The following is a 17049-nucleotide window of genomic DNA, read 5'->3' on the forward strand; positions in this document are numbered from 1 at the left end:
GTGGCGGCGGAGGCGCGGGGCGTTGCGCCGCCGGTGGCGGCGGAGGGGCGGGTGGCTTGGCAGCCGGTGGCGGCGCTGGTTGCGGCGCAGGTGCCGCGGCGGGAGGCGGCGGTGGTGCTGCCGGCGGCTTGGAAACCGGAGCCGGCGCCGCGGGCTTCTTTTGCTCTTCCTTCTTCCGCTTCTCCTCCTCGGTCGGTGGCGGTGCGGGCGGCGCCTGCGCGATCAAGATGCCGGCGGGAGTCGCAGTCGCGCCCGCAACCGGAAACGCCAGAGTGGCGGCGGTGAGGGCGGTGCAGGCCAGAAGCAGCGGGCGGACGGATATCATTGAGGCAGAACTCCTGTCGGGAAAAGAGCGCGGGCTAGGCAAAGAGCCGATGCGCTTTTGAGCATTCCGCTGCGCGGAATGAAGGTTGTCGCATCGTTAACGTCATCGCGATGCTGCGGTTCCGCGTCTGAATTGCCTCTGAACGGATTGAGGCCGAATTGTCGCCAAGTGGTGTCACAAGTGGTGTCGACGTTTTGCTTTCGCGCTGCGGCATCCTTATTGTCCAGCCGCCAATGACCGACGATCAGAACCAGCGTCTCAACCGGGCTCTTGCCGCCTATCTGCGCCAGGAGGTGCAGGCGCCCGCTTTGGCGATTGCGGACTTTCTCGACATTCTTGTCGAGGATGCACGGCGTCTCGGGGCCGACGATCTGCTCGGCGATCTCGATCGCATGCAGAGCGCGGCGACCAAGCTCAACGCCTTCGTCGGCGCGGTGGTCGCCGACTCAGGGGGCGACCGCAAGCTCGGCGAGAACGACAGCGAGTTCAACCGCCGCATCCGCCACGACCTGCGCACGCCGCTCAATGCCGTCATCGGCTATAGCGAGATGCTGATTGAGGACATGGAAGGCCAAGATGATGCGCCGCTGCGCGATGACCTCGTGCGGCTCAAGCATGCAGCCGACCAGTTGCTCGGCCAGATCGACGCCATGGCCGCGCTCACCCATATCGAGGCCTCGTCGATCGCCCACGAGGACAAGCTTGCCGCCCATGCCGGCATCGTCGCCGAGGTGCTGCGCACCGTCGAGCCGCTCAAGGCCGATGCCTCGCATCTCACCGACCGGCAAAGCCGCATTCTGGTTGTCGACGACAACGCCGCCAATCGCGACGTGCTGGAGCGCCGCCTCACGAGAGAGGGCCATGCCGTCGTCACCGCCGCCGACGGCGCGCAGGCGCTCAGGCTGATGGGAGAACACGATTTTGATCTCGTGCTGCTCGATCTCATCATGCCGGAGATCGGCGGCTTCGATGTGCTCACGCGGCTCAAGAGCGACGCATCAACGCGCCACATTCCGGTGATCGTCATTTCGGCGCTCGACGAACTCGACAGCGTCGTGCGCTGCATCGAAGCCGGCGCCGAGGACTATCTGTCCAAACCGTTCGACCCGATCCTGCTGCGCAGCCGCATCAACTCATCACTGGAAAAGAAGTGGCTGCGCGACCGCGAGAAGAAGTTCGTTGCCGATCTGGAGAGCGAGAAGCGCAAATCGGAAGCGCTGCTGCTCAACATCCTGCCGCCGAGCATCGTCAAGCGCATGCGCGACGGCGAAGTCAGGATCGCCGATCAGGTCCATGAAGCGACCATCCTGTTCTGCGACCTCGCCGGATTCACCGTCGTGTCCGGCGCCATGCCGGCCGCGCGCGTGCTCGAATTTCTCGGCGAAATCTTCACTCGGTTCGACGCACTGGCCACCGAGGCCGGCGTCGAGAAGATCAAGACCATCGGCGATGCCTATATGGCGGCGGCCGGCATCCCCGAGCCGCAAGCCGACCATGCCGAGCGCATCGCGCGGCTCGCCCCGCGCATGATGGGCGCCGTGCGCGACGTCGCCGGTGCCACCGGGCTCGCGCTCGAGGCCCGCATCGGCATCCACACCGGACCGATCGTCGCCGGCGTCATCGGCACCCACAAATTCGCCTATGACGTCTGGGGCGACAGCGTGAACACCGCGAGCCGCATGGAGTCGCACTCGGTCAACGGCCGCATCCATATCACCGAGGCGACCCGCCAGGCGCTCGGCGAGGGCTTTCCGGTCGAGCCGCGCGGCATCATCGAGGTCAAGGGCAAGGGCCCGATGCAGACCTATTTTCTGCTGGAGCCGTGAGCGCGCATGTCTTACAGATTTGGCGTAAATCTCGACGCTGCAAGAATGCGGGGCTGATGCCGTGCAGGCAACCATGAAGCGACAATTGTCGTCGAAGGAAGAACACGCCTTCCTGCGCGCGACCATCGACAACATGCAGCAGGGCGTCGCCATGTACGACGCCGACCACAAGCTCGTGACCTGGAACGAGCGCTTCGTCGAATATCTGGAGATGCCCGAGGAATTCCTCGGCACCGACCGCACCTTCTCGGACTACATCCGCTATCTCGGCGCCCGCGGCGAGTTCGGCGACGATATCGACATCGAGAAGGAGCTGGCCAAGCGCCTCGCGGTGCTCGGCACCTCGCATTCCTTCGAGCGCACCCGGCCGGACGGCATGGTCATGGAAGTGCGCCGCGATCCGGTGCCGGGCGGCGGCTTCATCGCCATCTACTCCGATATCACAGAGCGCAAGAAGCAGGAATTGGCACTGCGCCGGGCGATGGAGGAGGCAGAGTCCGCCAACAAGGTGAAGTCCTCCTTCCTCGCCAATATGAGCCATGAGCTGCGCACGCCGCTCAATGCCATCATCGGCTACAGCGAGTTGTTGGCCGAGGACGCACAGGACCGCGGCGACAAGGCCGCGCTCGGCGATCTGGAAAAGATCAGCGCGGCCGGCAAGCATCTGCTCGGGCTGATCAACGAGATTCTCGATCTGTCCAAGATCGAGGCCGGCAAGATGGAGGTCTATCTCGAGCGCCTCGACCTAAAGAAGACGATCGCCGACGTGAAGACCATCGTCGATCCGATGATTGGCAAGAACGGCAACCGGCTGGTCATCGAATGTCCGCCGGATATCGGCACGTTGAATACCGATCTGACCAAGCTCAAGCAGTGCCTGATCAACCTGCTAAGCAACGCTGCCAAGTTCACCAAGCAAGGCACCGTGCTGCTGCGGCTGTCGCGCACGAGCGAAGACGGCCGCGATCTCGTCCGCTTCGATGTCGGCGACAGCGGCATCGGCATGACGCCGGAGCAGCTGAGCCGGCTGTTCCAGGCTTTCACCCAGGCCGATTCATCGACCACTCGCAATTTCGGCGGCACCGGCCTCGGCCTCACCATCACCCGGCATTTCGTCACCATGCTCGGCGGCACCATCGATGTCGTCAGCGCGCCGGGCAAGGGCACGACCTTCAGCATCGTGCTGCCGGACCGCGAAGGCGGCGCCGGCGAGGTTTCCGTCGCCGACGACCTCGGCCTCGCGCCGGAAGGTGTCGCCTCGTCGATCACGGTGCTGATCGTCGACGATGACCCCGCGGTGCATGACGTGCTCTCCGCCACGCTCGGCCGCGAAGGTTATGTGCTGCTGCATGCGCGCGACGGCGCCGAGGCGCTGGCGATCATGCGCAAGTCGCCGCCCGACATCGTCACGCTCGACGTGCAGATGCCCAAGATCGACGGCTGGTCGGTGCTCGGCATCATGAAGTCGGAGCCGGCGCTGGAGCATATCCCGGTGATCATGCTCACCATCGTCGACGATCGCAATCTTGGCTTCTCGCTCGGCGCCTCCGAGTTCATGACCAAGCCGATCGACCGCAACAGGCTCACCGCGCTGCTGCGCAAGCTGGCGCCGGCCAAGGATTCCACCATCCTCATCGTCGACGACGACGCGCATGTGCGCGAACTGGTCTCCAATACGGTGAGGGGCGCGGGCATGACGCCGGCGCAGGCCGCCAATGGCCGCGAGGCGCTGGGCTGGCTGTCGAACCATCAGCCGCCGGCGCTGGTGCTGCTCGATCTGATGATGCCGGAGGTCGACGGTTTCGCCTTCCTTGAGCAGGTACGCGACATCGACAGCATGAAGGACGTGCCGATTGTCGTGCTGACCGCCAAGGATCTCACCGACGAGGAGCGCGCCTTCCTTGCCGAGCGCACGCTGCTGGTGCTGAGCAAGAGCGGCCAGCCGATCGGCACGTTGGGCGCCGCGCTGTCGGCGCTGGCGCACCGGCATGCGAACCATAAATAACGGAATGTAAGAAGGCCTGAGCGATGAAAGTACTGCTGGTCGAAGACAATGAGATGAACCGCGACATGCTCTCGCGCCGCCTCGCGCGCAACGGCTATGAGGTGGTGATGGCGGTGGACGGCCAGCAGGCGATTACGATGGCGGGCTCCGAGAGCCCAGACATTATCCTGATGGACATGAGTCTGCCGGTCATCGATGGCTGGGAAGCGACGCGGCGCGTCAAGGCCGACCCGTCGACCAAGGCGATTCCGGTGATCGCGCTCACCGCGCATGCGATGGCCGAAGACGAGAAGAAAGCGCGCGACGCCGGCTGCGACGATTTCGACACCAAGCCGGTCGATATCCAGCGGCTCGTCGGAAAAATCAACGCGCTGTTGGATGGTAAATAGCTTTCTTGACCGGGCCTTTTTCGGCCACTAGTGTTTTGCATAGAGCGACCTCGCTAGAACGCCATGCTCCGTGCGGGCTGGATGCGCCGGTTTCCGGTGCGGCGTGCCGGTTTTCCGGCTCGGCGTAATGTCGGCGAAGTCCGCTCCTTTCCCATGACGTCGATGGTCCGTCGGCGCGCGTGACGCGCGTCGATCTGACATGTCTCTTTCACTGGGTCGCCGCGCGCCGCAGGGCGTCTCGGCGAAAGGATTATTCGTGCCCGAATCCGCTCGCCTGAGTGCTCCGCCGCATGCGGACGATGAATGGAATGCCGGCGATCTCGGCTGCGGCGAGCTTGTGCTCGACCTGCGCAAACGTCTGCGCGCCATGCCGGGCAGCGTCATCAAGGTGATTTCGCACGATCCCGGCGCGATCGAGGATTTGCCAGCCTGGTGCCGGCTGACGCGCAACGAACTTGTCCATCACGACCCCGTCTCGAAAAGCTTCTGGATCAGATCGCGCACCGACTGGAATTGATCTGACCCCGCTAAATCATCACCAACCCCAAGGAGAATGTGATGCCCGGTAAATTCGTCGTCAGCCTGACCTCTGCCAAGGACAACACCGACAAGGCGACCGTCGCCTTCGTCGTCGCCAACGCCGCCGTCGCCTCCGACAAGAAGACGCTGGTGTTCCTGTCGATCGAAGGCACCCGCCTGTCGCAGAAGGGTTATGCCGACGACATCCATGAGGAAGGCTTCGCGGCGCTCAAGGACCTGATGAAGAACTTCGTCGAGGCCGGTGGCGAAATCTACGTCTGCTCGCCCTGCTTCAAGAAGCGGGCGCTCGACGAGAACAACCTCATTCCCGGCGCCGTGATCGTCGGCGGCGCCAAGCTTGTCGAGTTCATGGGCGAGGGTGCTCCGAGCGTCAGCTACTGACGTTCGGCAACGGAAAGGACCGCGGAGATGATTCCGTATCGGCTGATGATCGTTCTGTTCGTCGCGGCCGCGCTTGGTTATGCCGGCTTGAGCTTCGCGCTGTTCGAGATGCCGGCGACGGCAGCCGACGCCGAGAACTGCGGCTTCCTGCCGGGCGAGTTCGTCGAAGCCGGCAAGCTGACCTACGAGCGATCCGAAGCCTGGTGGGTCAGCTTCCAGCGCAAGGATGAGATATTCACCGCCATCTCCGTCGGTCTCGCCGTTGCCTTCATGGGCTTTGCCCTCACCACAGCGCGCCGCGGCGGCGGGCGCACCGCCGGTGGCGCGGCCCTCGGCGGCGGCGTTCTGGCGCTGTCGGCGCTGTGCGTAAGTTGCCTTGCGCCGGTGCTGTCGGTGGTCGGCCTCGGTCTTGCCGGCACCTTGCTCGCCGGCGTGCCGAAATGGCTGCTCATGCTGAACACATTGATGCTGACCGGCTGGGGCACGCTCTATCTCAGCCGGCGCGCCAACGCGTCATGCGCGCTGCCGCAATCCACGCTGCCGGCCGCGCCAAAAACGATCTGAGGGGGAACGACAATGACATTCCGCACGACGAGCCTCGCCGCCGCGCTGTTAATGGCGGCCGCTTCGGCCGCATTCGCCACCGACTACAGCACCGTGCTCGCGCCGATGAAGCCGGGCGCACCGCTCGCGCATCCGATCGCGACCAAAGACATCGCGCCGCCGCCATTCTCGCTGATCGCCGATCGTCCGGTGAAGCCGGCTTATGTGCCCGGCCTGCCGGGCTTGCCGCAGGCGCGCGGCTTCAAGGACGATTTCGGCCTCAACCGTCCGCCGAAATTCGACTCCGTCTTCATCCGCAAGAGTCGCGTCGAAAACGGTGAGGTCATCATCCCGCCGGGCGGTCTCTATTATCTCGAGGACACGATGGGCGGCGAGGTCGCACTGCGCGGCGAAACCGTTCCGGTGCTCGGCCGCACGCCGACCTATATCGACTACGACATGAGCATCGTGGTGAAGGAGAACGTCACTATCCCCGCCGGGCAAAGTGTTGTCGTCGGTGGCACCGTCTACCATTATTACGCGACGGTCGGTCACAACAAGACCGCCAACCACGCGCTCCACGTCAAGACGATCGCCGGCACGGATTGGGAGTGGGCCTTCGGTTCACCGATGCTGTCGGCCAATCAACCGGGCTGGGGCATCGGCAGCAAGTTCATCCAGCTCTACAATCAGGGCCAGGCGCGCGAAGTCTCGCCGCAGAAGCTGGTGTTCGACTGGATTTCCGGCGTGCGCATGGACCGCCTGCTGCTCGCCGACGAGAAGCTGTTCGCCGGTCTCGCCGGTGCAGGCGATGAATGGAAGTCCGGCAATCGGACCATCCGCGTCGCCGAACTCAACGCCGAAGCCGGCACCGTTCGTATCGAGGTCATCGAAGGCGGCAATGTCGTGCTCAACCGCACCATCGGTCCGGTCAACAACGACTTGCTGATCGAGGACACAGGCGCGCGCAAGGCGCTGATGTTCGAGTACGGCGATATCGCCGGCTTCCTGTCGCCGTGGCCGGAACCGTTCAAGGACGGCAAGGCCAATCTCAAGATCTACGCCAAGGCCTTCAGCCTGAACTACGGCGCCGATTATGCAGGCGACCCGCGCTTTGCGGTCTATCCGGTCGGCTGCCCGACCGGACACAATTTCGGTTTCATGCTGGTCAACAAGGAAGAGATCAGGCTGAAGTCCGGCGGCTCGTTCAACGGGCCGGAAGGCTACTTCAAAGTCGTGATCGATAATGCCGAAGGCGGTGAAGTGCGCGGCTGGCATGTCGAAGACGGCAAGGGCAGCCGCTCGATCAATCTCGGCGGCCCCGGCGTCGCCAATGTCGATCTGGTGCTCGGCCAGGGCCGCGTCGCCGGCCAGGCTATCCTGAAAGATGTCGGCCGCGGCATGCTCGACCACGTCTATCAGGCCGCCGCGCGAGCGAGCGGCGCCGAGGTCAAGCCGGTGACTCCCGCGCCAGCGGCGTCGCATGCTCCGCCTGCAGCCGTGGTCGCCGGCCTGTCGCCGGGCATGCTGGCCGCGCTGGTCGTACTCGTGCTCGGCTTCGCCGCTGTCGGCTACGAGATCGGCCGCCGCCGTTCCGCTTGAGGTGATGATGACGACCGCGCATCCGCATCCGCCCGACGTTTCCTTCGATGGCGGCGATCTCGATTGCGGCAATGGCCTGCTGCTGCTGATCCGCAAGCATATCGATCCGATGGCACGCGGGCAGTTGCTGGAGATCCTCTCGACAGAAATCTCGGTCGATGAGGATTTGCCCGCCTGGTGCCGCCTGACCGGCAACGATCTGGTGTCGTTCGTCAAGGACGGCAAGCAGCGCAGCTTTCTCATCTGCAAGGGCAGGCTCGACGGACGCGGCCAAAATGTGGAGAAGGCGGAAGCCCGGCCGGCGATCGCTTTGGCTGCGAGGCCCGCTCCGGCACCGGCCGCGCCGCCGCGTGAGAGGCGCGATGCGTCGCCGATCCCGTCGCTGTCGGTGATGGGCATCGGCAGTTGGCCAAGGCCGCGCTGGATGGTCGAGACCATGCACGATTACGTCTCGGGCAAACTCGATGAAGCCGCCTTCCACGAGACGGCTAACGATGCCGTGCGTCTTGTGGCGGCGGCGCAGGATCGCGCTGGCGTCGGCGTGATGACCGACGGCGAACAACGCCGCGACAGTTACGCCAGCTTCGTCGCCACTCGGCTCGACAACACCCAGCTCATCCCGCTGACCGATCTGTTGCCACTGGTCGATCATCCGGAAGAGTTCGAGCGTGAACTGCGCGCGCTCGACGTGCCGGCCGCCGACGTGCGTCATCCGGCCGTGTTCGGCCGTATCGGGCGCAGCCGGTCGCTCGCCGCGCATGAATTCGATTTCCTGCGCACACTGACCGGCAAGCCGATCAAGATCGCGCTGCCGGGGCCGTATCTGCTGACGCGTACCATGTGGATGGAGTGCCTGCAGGAGCGCGCCTATCAGAGCCGCGAGGAAATCGCCGAGGATATCGTCGCCGCCTTGCGGGCCGAGCTTGCCGAACTGATCGATGCCGGCGTGTCGCTCATCCAGTTCGACGAGCCCGTGCTGTCCGAGGTGGTATTCTCAGGCCCCAAGAGCCGGCCGAGCTTCATGTGCGGCGCGCTGTCGGAATCGCGCGGCCCCGAGCATGAGCTCGCCTTCGCGCGCGATCTCGTCAACGCCGTGGTCAATGGCATGCCGCGCGAGCGCATCGCCGTCCATGTCTGCCGCGGCAACTGGACGCCGGACGAATCCGTGGCGCTCGCCGGCAGCTACGCGCCGCTGATCGATACGCTCGGCGCTATGAAGGTCGGCGCCTATCTGCTGGAGATGTGCACGCCGCGCGCCGGCGAGATGGAGTTGTTGCGCCAATTGCCGGACGACGCCCGCATCGGCGTCGGCGTGGTCAATCAGAAATGCGCCCACACCGAGGCCATCGGCGACATCGAAGGCAAGATCAAGGAGGCCGTCGATCTCTTCGGCCGCGAGCGCGTGTTGCTGCATCCCGATTGCGGCTTTGCCACTTTCGCCGACAATCCGATCTGCGGCATGGCCTCCGCCGAGGAGAAACTCGCCGCCATTGTCTCTGCGGCAGAGCGCGTGCGCTGACGGATTTGAAACTGGTGAGGGCCCGGTGATTTCCCACCGGGCCCTCGTCATCATATCAGGCGGCCTGTAAGCCGGGTTCTGTATGGCCTGCGGATCGCTCCGCAAACGTGACGGCCATTCATCTGGTACGCCGGTTGCCCGGCGCATCCTGCAACCTACCCGGATGACTGACCTGGACAGGCCTTCCGCCCGAGGGCGGAAGCGTCATCCCTATTCGGTTTTGCTCCCGGTGAGGTTTGCCGTGCCGCCGTCATTGCTGACGAGCGCGGTGGGCTCTTACTCCACCGTTTCACCCTTACCTTGCGGCCAATACGCAACGCGGCCGAAGGCGGTCTGTTTTCTGTGGCACTGTCTCTGGAATATGGGCGGTGAAGCCTACATCCCGCCGGACGTTATCCGGCACCGTTTGTCCATGGAGCCCGGACTTTCCTCCCCGGCCGCCTTTCGGCATTGGCGCGGAGCGGCCGTCCGGCCGACTGACAAGATGAGGAATGGAGATTGCGGACGGTCGCGTCAAGGCGCGCGCCTGAATGCGGTTAAACAAAAAAATGCCCGGACTGGTCGAGGGGATGACCAGTCCGGGCGGACGCCTTGGGAGGCAAACTCCACTTAGGCAAGTCAAGCGCGCCGATAGGAGGGGAGGGCGCGCTAGCTCAGCAGTCTCGAGGGAGGTTCAATCCATCGAGAAAAAGTTTAGTGCGCAGCCTGCGGGCGAAGGGCGGTGAAGAGGCGCTTGATCGCTGCCACGAAGTTGTGGGCGCTGGCGCGGATGGTCGCGGCGCGGGCGGCCTGGGCCTGGCGGACGACGCGATCGATCTGCATGCGGGTCTCGAAGGCGTGGTTGGTCGGCATGGTCATCTTCATCTCCGGCGCAACGGGTTCTGGTGTGTTTCCCTATGCGTTGAATGCATAATATTATCTCGTATCCGAATGATAATTCGCTATTATGTGCATACATATGTGAACCAATGGAACAGATATGGACGCCACCTCGGACCTGCGGGTTTTCGTCCGCGTCATGGATCGCGGTAATTTCTCTCAAGCAGCCAAGGACTTAGGGCTGACGCCCTCGGCCGTGTCGAAGCTGGTGTCGCGGCTCGAGGACCGGCTTGGCGTCAGGCTTCTGGAAAGGAGCACGCGCCGGCTGGCGCTAACGCCGGAAGGCGAGACCTTTCTCGTGCGAGCCCGCCGAATCGTCGCCGATATCGAGGAGGCTGAAGCCGAAGTTGCCCGGGTGCGGGGCGCGCCGCGCGGCAAGTTGCGCATCAATTCCGGTACCGCATTCGGCCTACACCAGCTCACTTTGGCGCTGCCGGACTTCTTGGCGCGCTATCCCGAGATCGACATCGAACTCTCGATCACCGACCGGCTGGTCGACCTGATCGAGGAGCAGACCGACATTGCGGTCCGTTCCGGCCATATCCCGGAAGGGCCGTTCGTCCAACGCAAGCTCGCCGACCTGCAGCGTGTCATCTGCGCGGCGCCGTCCTATCTCAAGCAACGCGGCACGCCACAGACCGCCGCCGACCTCCAGGCGCATGACTGCATCGTCGTCGCCGGTCCGGGGCTGAGCCGATGGCCTTTCAAGACGCGCGCCGGCATCGATGTCGTTTCCGTGCGGCCGCGGGTCATCACCGACAATGCCGAAGCCGCGTTGCGCATGGCGCTAGAAGGCGGCGGCATCGTGCGGCTGTCCGACGTTATCGTCGGCGATCCGCTGCAGACGGGCAAATTGGTGCCGCTGCTCACGGCGACGCATCACGTCGAGCCGTTCCCGCTGGCGGCGATTTATCCGACCGGTCGTAATCGGCTGCCGCGCGTCGCGGTGTTTATCGAATTCCTGCGCGAGCGCTTCGGCCACGCGCCGTGGCGCGTTCCCGAAATTCCGGCGCCACCGGTTTAGGCGGTGCGTTTGCCGATGCGATAATCGCCCGGCGTGACGCCGGTCACGCGGCGGAAGCGCCGGTTGAAGGTCGACAGGTCGTTGAAGCCGCAATCGAAGGCGATGGACGCGATCTGTTCGTCGCCGGAGCGCAGGCGCGATGCGGCGCGATAGAGCCTCGTGCGCAGGATGAACTGATGCGGCGTGACGCCAACGACCTGCCGGAACGTGCGCAGAAAATGATAGGGGCTCATCGCAGCCAAGCGGGCGAGCGCGGCGATGCCGAGTTTGTCCTCGGCATGCCTCTCGATATGACGTAGCGCGGAGGTGATGCGGCGCTCGTCCTGCGCGCTGGGCGCGCGGCGGCGGGAAGGCGGCGCGAGCAGGCTCGCCACTGCGCCGGTGAGGCGCATCCGGAGTTCATCGAACGCCTCGGCATCGCCGTCGTCGCGTGCGGCTTGCGCATCGGCGAGCACGGCGACGAGTTGCGGCAGCGGCGGCAGGCTCGCGCGTGACAAGGTTATGCTGCGCGCGCCGGCGGTTTCGGCCACGGCTTCCTCGTAACATTGCGGCGTCATGTGAAAGGCGAGGCAGCGGTCGCCCACGGCATGCTCGTGACCGCACTGATAACAGGCGCCGGCATTGCCGAGCAGCAGCGCGCCGGGCACCAACACGGCGGAACCCTGGCGCGTGCGATACTGGAAGCTGCCGCGCATCACGGCCGCGATCGACACGCCGTCGTGCTGTTCCTCGAACGGCTTGTCGCGCGGGCCGCTGCCGCAGACGACATCCGTCACCTGCCAGCCCGGACCCGACGCCACGATGGTCGATGTCACCGCCATTTGTTTAATTTAGCGCGGATTGCGCGGCGCGGAAACATGCGGTTTCGGCGAACGCAGCGAATCGAATCTTAGCAATTTTTCCCAAGCGCCGGCGTTCCTGCCGCCGTAGCTCAAGCGGCAGGAATGGGAGCGTCGCATGGTTCAATCGTCTTCGGGTTTCGTGAATGCGCTGGTGTCGCCCGGCCCGGCCCGGACCGGGCCGACAAGATGGCGCTCTATGGCCAGTTCATCGGCGACTGGGCATTCGATGCGCTGGTGCTCAAGGACGATGGCAGCGAACATCGCGGCCGCGGAGGAATCCATTTCGCCTGGGCGCTCGACGGCCGCGCCATTCAGGATGTGTGGATCCTGCCCGGACTGTTCTACGGCACGACCTTGCGCGTCTACGATCCCGGCCTCGATGCCTGGCACATTCTCTGGAGCGATCCGCTGAAGCAGCTTTACACGCGGCAGCTCGGCCGCGCGCAGAGCCAGGGAAAAGATCAAGGCATCGTGCAGATCGGCACTGCCGAAAATGGCATGCCGTTGCGCTGGACCTTCAGCGACATCACACCGGATTCATTTCGCTGGCGCGGCGAGCGTTCATTCGATCAAGGCGCGACCTGGAATCTGCAAGCCGACTTCCGGGCGCGGCGCAGCTCATAATTCACTAGGAGAGACGACGATGTTCGATCATATTTCACTTGGCGTTCGTGACGTCGCGCGCGCCAAACGCTTCTACGATGCGGCGCTCGCGCCGCTCGGCGTGAAACGACAGTATGACAGTGAGACGTCGCTCGGGTATGGGCGCGACGCGGTCGGCTTGTGGATTGGCGCAGCCGACCGGCCGGTGCCGGCCGATCTTCAGTCAGGGCTGCACTTTTGCTTTGCCGCGCCGACGCGCGCCAGCGTCGATGCCTTTCATGCCGCGGCGCTCAAAGCCGGTGGGAGTGACAACGGCAAACCGGGAGTGCGCAAGGATTACGGCGACAACTACTACGCCGCTTTTGTCATCGATCCCGACGGCTATCGGCTCGAGGCCTATTGCGGCGTGTGACGCAGCAGCGATTCAAAAGGTGAGCTTGGGCAGTGCCGCCGTCAGTTCGTCGATGGCAAGGCGCAGCTTCATCGGCATGTGCGGCGTCTGCAGCCACAGCGCATAGACTTCGTAAGGATAGCCGGGCTCGTCAGCCAGCAGTTCGACCAAAGTGCCGTCTTGCAGGCGGTCGCGCACCAGCCACGACGGCAGCCAGGCAAGCCCCATGCCCACGCTCGCGGCATCGGCGATGGCGTCGAGATCGTCCAGCCGCAGCCGGTGGAGCGGCCGCACTTCGCGCGGCGGCTGGTTCTCGCGCGGAAACAACCACGCCGAGACGGGGCCGCTGCGGCGATAGACGATCGCCTGGTGAGCGCCGACATCGTCAAGCGAGCGCGGCGCGCCATGCGCGTCGAGATAAGCGGGGGAAGCGCAGACGATCATGCGCTGGCGCGCGACGCGTCGCGCGATGACACTGGACTGATCCGCCAGATGGCCGGTGCGGATGGCGAGATCGAAGCTGCCTTCGGCGAGATCGGCGATGCGGTCGCTGAGCGACAGCTCGAGCTCCAGCCGTGGATGACGCCGCGCCAGTTCGAGCAGCACGGGCGCCACGCAGCGCCGGCCGAAATGCACCGGCATCGTTACGCGGAGCCGGCCATGTGGCTCGCCGAGTTGATCGGCCGCGAGCGCGTCGGCGGCGTCGGCTTCCGCCAGCACGACACGGCAGCGTTCGTAATAGGCGCGGCCGAAGTCCGTGAGGTGCTGGCGCCGGGTGGTGCGGTTGAGCAGGCGCCCGCCTAGGCGCTCCTCCAGAAAGCGGATGTGTTTGCCGACCATGGGGCCGGACAAGTCGAGAGCCGTCGCCGCGGCGCTGAACGAGCCGAGATCGACGGCTTTCACGAACACGGCCATGCTGGTAAGGCGGTCCATATTCCGAACCAATAGTTTCGACTGTTCTGCCTGTTGCCTCATTTATCGGTTCGTGCGGCACTGGCACAGCCCATTCAGTTCAAATTTTTTTGGAGTTGACTGATGGCCCGTGTTGTTCGCTTCCATATGCATGGCGGTCCCGAGGTTCTGCGGATTGAGGAGGTGGAGGTGCCGCCGCCCGGGCGCGGAGAGGTCCGCATCCGCGTCAGGGCCCTGGGCCTGAACCGCGCCGAGGCGCTGCTGCGCGTCGGCGGCTACCTGGAGACGCCGACATTCCCGTCCGGGCTCGGCTTCGAAGCCGCGGGGCTCGTCGAAGCCGTCGGCGATGGCGTCGAAGGAGTTGCGCCGGGCGATGCCGTCAGCGTCGTGCCGCCGATTTCTATGGTTCGCTGGCCGGCTTACGGCGAGGTCGCGACTTATCCGGCGCGGCTTGTCGTCAAGCATCCGCCGTTGCTGAGCTTTGAAGAAGCCGCCGCCGTTTGGATGCAATATCTCACCGCCTATGGCGCGCTGATCGACATTGCGAAGCTGGGTCGCGGCGATGCCGTTATCGTCACCGCAGCGTCGAGCAGTGTCGGTCTCGCTGCCATCCAGATAGCCAAATTGGTAAGCGCGGTGCCTGTCGCGGTTACGCGCACCTCGCGCAAGAAGCAGGCGCTGCTCGACGCCGGCGCGGCTCATGTTGTTGCCTTTGAGGAAGAAGACCTCGGCGTGCGGCTGCAGGAGATCGTAGGGCCGGCAGGCGCGCGCGTCGTGTTCGATCCGATCGGCGGTCCGATCTTCGAGCCGCTTACGGCGGCGATGGCGCAGGGCGGCATCCTGTTTGAGTATGGCGGCCTAAGCCGCGAGCCGACGCCGTTTCCACTATGGACGGTACTGCGCAGGGCGCTGACCTTACGCGGCTATCTCGTGCACGAAATCACCGGCGATGACGATCGGCTGGCGGCCGCCAAGGTCTTTATTCTCGACGGTTTGGAATCCGGCGCGCTGCGGCCGGTCATCGCCAAAACGTTTGCGTTCGACGACATCGTGGCGGCGCACCATTTTCTCGAATCGAACGAGCAGTTCGGCAAGATCGTGGTGACGGTTTGATCACCGCAGCGGCGCCGAACGCGTCTCGATCAGCCGGCCGAGCGTCAGCATGGTTGAAGGATCGGCGATGCCGTCGACCCGCGCCGGACGGAAGTGGCGCTGGAAGGCGGCGACCACATCGACCGTCTTGTTGTCGTACTCGCCATGATCGTCGACGCCGTAGCCGTAGAGCCGGAAGGCGCGCTGCAGGCGGGTGACAAGTTCGCCGCTGTCGCCGGGGCGCAAGGTGGTGCCCTCGACGTTAAGCTCAGCCGGCCGCACCCAGTGGCCGACGCCGGAGTTGTGCAGGAGTTCCCATGGGAACTTTTCGCCCGGGTCCATCTTGCGCGACGGCGCGACGTCGGAGTGGCCGAGCACCCGGTCCGGGCTAATCGGGCCGCGCCGGGTCAGGATCGACTTGCACAGCGCGATCACCGCGGCGGTCTGGCGCAGCGGGAACTCCGCGTAGCCGAATTCATGACCGGGGTTCACGATTTCGATGCCGATCGAGCACGAATTGATGTCTGTTTCGCCGGCCCAGGACGATACCCCGGCGTGCCAGGCGCGCAGGCTTTCGGGCACGCATTGGAAGATCCGACCGTCCTCGAACACGACATAGTGCGACGACACCTTGGACTCGGCCGAGGTCAGGCGGGCGAGCGCCGCCTCGCCGGTCTGCATGCCGGTGTAGTGCAGCAGGATGAGGTCGGGCAGGCGGTCATCCGCGCGCGCGTCGAAATTCGGCGACGGCAGCACGTCGGCGACGATAAAGGAGTCGGGCTGGAAAAGGGTCATTGCCAGCCTGCAACCAGGTGTTGATTCAGCATCGATTCGCAACAATTAACGTGTGCCGGACGGTAAATCGAGCCGCGCCCTCTTTTGGCCGCGGAATCGAAACAAATCCTTAAGTTTAAGAGCGGCTTAATGGGACGTTCGCGCGCTGCGCCGTGGCCCTTAACGGGGTGGCGGGGCAGCGTCAATCCGTTACCGCTCAAGTCGCCAATGCCCACCGCAGCATTCTCATGGAGATCGGCCGCTTTCCGCCGCGATGCGGGACCGGCCGGGCGCGAGGCGCGGCGGGATGCTGGCGGCTTTCGGCGCGCGCGGCGCGAGGGACGGCGGATCGATGTCCGGAGACCGGGTTCAAACATGAAGGTGGCGCTCGGCGGTTCCGACACAGACGCGCCGCATATCCCGGTGCTCGGCCGCGAGGCGGTCGGGTTTCTCAATGTGCGTGACGGCGGCGTTTACATCGACGGCACCTTCGGCGCCGGCGGTTATACACGCATGATCCTCGATGCCGCGCCGGATGCGCACGTCATCGGCATCGACCGCGACCAGAGCGCGGTGGCGCGCGGCGCCGATCTCGTCCAGCACGCGGCCGGCCGACTGACGCTGGTCGAGGATCGCTTTTCCCATCTCGATGACGTCGCCCGCGAATGTGGCGCGACGGTGGTGGACGGCATTGTGCTCGACATCGGCGTGTCGTCGATGCAGCTCGATCAGGCCGAGCGCGGCTTCTCGTTCCGCTTCGACGGTCCGCTCGACATGCGCATGAGCAAGGATGGACCGAGCGCCGCCGATGTCGTGGCGAAAGCGTCCGAACGCGATCTCGCCGATATCATCTATCGCCTCGGCGAGGAGCGGCATTCGCGCGCCGTTGCCCGCGCCATCGTCAAGGCGCGTGCTGAAACACCGATCCGCACCACCGCGCAACTGGCTTCGCTGGTGGCCTCGGTCGTCCGCGCCAAACCGAACGACATTCACCCGGCGACGCGTACCTTCCAGGCGCTGCGCATCTTCGTCAATGACGAGCTTGGCGAACTCACCGCGGCGCTCGTCGCCGCCGAACGCATCCTCAAGCCGGGCGGCCGTCTGGCCATCGTATCGTTCCACTCGCTGGAAGACCGCATCGTCAAATCCTATCTGGCTTCGCGCGGTGAGACCCGCGCCGGCTCGCGCCACATGCCGGATGTAGCGCGTAGCGAAGCGCGCTTCGCGACGCTGACGAAAAAGCCGGTCGTCGCCGGCGACGAGGAAATCGCGCACAACCCGCGCGCCCGTTCCGCCAAGTTGCGGGCCGCCGAGCGCACGGCCGCGCCGCCGCTCGACGGCGATCTCGACGGTCTCCTGCCGCCGCTGCCGTCGCTCGATGACGTGATGAGGGGGCGCTGAG

Annotated in this window: 17 protein-coding genes and 1 other RNA gene; 13 read left to right on the forward strand and 5 right to left on the reverse strand. The window is 64.9% G+C overall.

Going from position 1 to position 17049, the window contains the following annotated elements; translation table 11 throughout:
* Positions 1-558: 558 nt before the first annotated feature.
* The 8 genes from E8Q40_RS07060 to E8Q40_RS07090 all read left to right on the forward strand — a co-directional run bounded on the left by E8Q40_RS07060 (position 559) and on the right by E8Q40_RS07090 (position 9130).
* Entirely contained in the window at positions 559-2151 is a 1593-nt protein-coding gene (locus E8Q40_RS07060; protein ID WP_137043712.1) for an adenylate/guanylate cyclase domain-containing protein, read from the forward strand.
* Positions 2152-2224: 73 nt separating this feature from the next.
* Complete coding sequence (locus tag E8Q40_RS07065; protein ID WP_137043713.1) at positions 2225-4156, forward strand: response regulator; 1932 nt, start codon at positions 2225-2227, stop codon at positions 4154-4156.
* 23 nt (positions 4157-4179) lie between these two features.
* Positions 4180-4545: a response regulator gene (locus E8Q40_RS07070; protein WP_137043714.1), complete on the forward strand. Its 366-nt coding sequence runs from the start codon at positions 4180-4182 to the stop codon at positions 4543-4545.
* A gap of 256 nt (positions 4546-4801) precedes the next feature.
* Positions 4802-5062: a sulfurtransferase TusA family protein gene (locus tag E8Q40_RS07075; protein WP_246663022.1), complete on the forward strand. Its 261-nt coding sequence runs from the start codon at positions 4802-4804 to the stop codon at positions 5060-5062.
* 41 nt (positions 5063-5103) lie between these two features.
* Entirely contained in the window at positions 5104-5466 is a 363-nt protein-coding gene (locus tag E8Q40_RS07080; protein ID WP_137043715.1) for a DsrE family protein, read from the forward strand.
* 27 nt (positions 5467-5493) lie between these two features.
* Positions 5494-6030: a hypothetical protein gene (locus E8Q40_RS22195; RefSeq protein WP_246663023.1), complete on the forward strand. Its 537-nt coding sequence runs from the start codon at positions 5494-5496 to the stop codon at positions 6028-6030.
* 12 nt (positions 6031-6042) lie between these two features.
* Positions 6043-7611 carry a hypothetical protein gene (locus tag E8Q40_RS07085; RefSeq protein ID WP_246663024.1) on the forward strand — a complete coding sequence of 523 codons (1569 nt, stop codon included), beginning with the start codon at positions 6043-6045 and terminating at the stop codon, positions 7609-7611.
* A 4-nt stretch (positions 7612-7615) separates the two neighbouring features.
* Positions 7616-9130, forward strand: a complete 1515-nt coding sequence (locus E8Q40_RS07090; RefSeq protein ID WP_137043716.1) for a sulfurtransferase TusA family protein — start codon at positions 7616-7618, stop codon at positions 9128-9130.
* Positions 9131-9181: 51 nt separating this feature from the next.
* Here E8Q40_RS07090 and rnpB read toward each other — a convergent pair.
* Both rnpB and E8Q40_RS21915 read right to left on the reverse strand, forming a co-directional pair.
* Positions 9182-9610, reverse strand: an RNA gene (rnpB, locus tag E8Q40_RS07095) — RNase P RNA component class A.
* 213 nt (positions 9611-9823) lie between these two features.
* On the reverse strand, positions 9824-9988 hold the full coding sequence (locus tag E8Q40_RS21915) for an RSP_7527 family protein (protein ID WP_168197759.1): 165 nt from the start codon (positions 9986-9988) through the stop codon (positions 9824-9826).
* A gap of 121 nt (positions 9989-10109) precedes the next feature.
* Between E8Q40_RS21915 and E8Q40_RS07100 the strand changes: the two genes are divergently transcribed.
* The gene (locus E8Q40_RS07100) at positions 10110-11033 is read left to right on the forward strand and encodes a LysR family transcriptional regulator (protein WP_137043717.1); all 924 of its coding nucleotides are present in this window, start codon (positions 10110-10112) and stop codon (positions 11031-11033) included.
* Here the strand turns inward: E8Q40_RS07100 and E8Q40_RS07105 are convergent.
* The gene (locus tag E8Q40_RS07105) at positions 11030-11854 is read right to left on the reverse strand and encodes an AraC family transcriptional regulator (protein ID WP_137043718.1); all 825 of its coding nucleotides are present in this window, start codon (positions 11852-11854) and stop codon (positions 11030-11032) included. The two genes, E8Q40_RS07100 and E8Q40_RS07105, sit on opposite strands and share 4 nt — an antisense overlap.
* Before the next feature lie 123 nt (positions 11855-11977).
* Here E8Q40_RS07105 and E8Q40_RS07110 point away from each other — a divergent pair, with 123 nt between their 5' ends.
* Both E8Q40_RS07110 and E8Q40_RS07115 read left to right on the forward strand, forming a co-directional pair.
* Positions 11978-12499: a hypothetical protein gene (locus E8Q40_RS07110; protein ID WP_246663025.1), complete on the forward strand. Its 522-nt coding sequence runs from the start codon at positions 11978-11980 to the stop codon at positions 12497-12499.
* A 19-nt stretch (positions 12500-12518) separates the two neighbouring features.
* Entirely contained in the window at positions 12519-12890 is a 372-nt protein-coding gene (locus E8Q40_RS07115; protein ID WP_137043719.1) for a VOC family protein, read from the forward strand.
* Between the two features lie 12 nt (positions 12891-12902).
* Here E8Q40_RS07115 and E8Q40_RS07120 read toward each other — a convergent pair whose 3' ends face one another.
* Positions 12903-13802 carry a LysR family transcriptional regulator gene (locus E8Q40_RS07120; protein ID WP_137043720.1) on the reverse strand — a complete coding sequence of 300 codons (900 nt, stop codon included), beginning with the start codon at positions 13800-13802 and terminating at the stop codon, positions 12903-12905.
* A gap of 102 nt (positions 13803-13904) precedes the next feature.
* Between E8Q40_RS07120 and E8Q40_RS07125 the strand changes: the two genes are divergently transcribed.
* Entirely contained in the window at positions 13905-14894 is a 990-nt protein-coding gene (locus tag E8Q40_RS07125; RefSeq protein WP_137043721.1) for a zinc-dependent alcohol dehydrogenase family protein, read from the forward strand.
* On the opposite strand, the gene E8Q40_RS07130 is transcribed toward E8Q40_RS07125, so the two are convergent.
* Positions 14895-15668, reverse strand: a complete 774-nt coding sequence (locus E8Q40_RS07130; RefSeq protein WP_137043722.1) for an N-acetylmuramoyl-L-alanine amidase — start codon at positions 15666-15668, stop codon at positions 14895-14897. It lies immediately after the preceding gene.
* 354 nt (positions 15669-16022) lie between these two features.
* On the opposite strand from E8Q40_RS07130, the gene rsmH reads away from it, so the two are divergent.
* Positions 16023-17048: a 16S rRNA (cytosine(1402)-N(4))-methyltransferase RsmH gene (rsmH, locus tag E8Q40_RS07135; protein ID WP_168197760.1), complete on the forward strand. Its 1026-nt coding sequence runs from the start codon at positions 16023-16025 to the stop codon at positions 17046-17048.
* The last annotated feature ends 1 nt before the right edge of the window (position 17049 follow it).

Source organism: Pseudolabrys sp. FHR47, from assembly GCF_005153485.1.
Lineage (GTDB): Bacteria > Pseudomonadota > Alphaproteobacteria > Rhizobiales > Xanthobacteraceae > Pseudolabrys.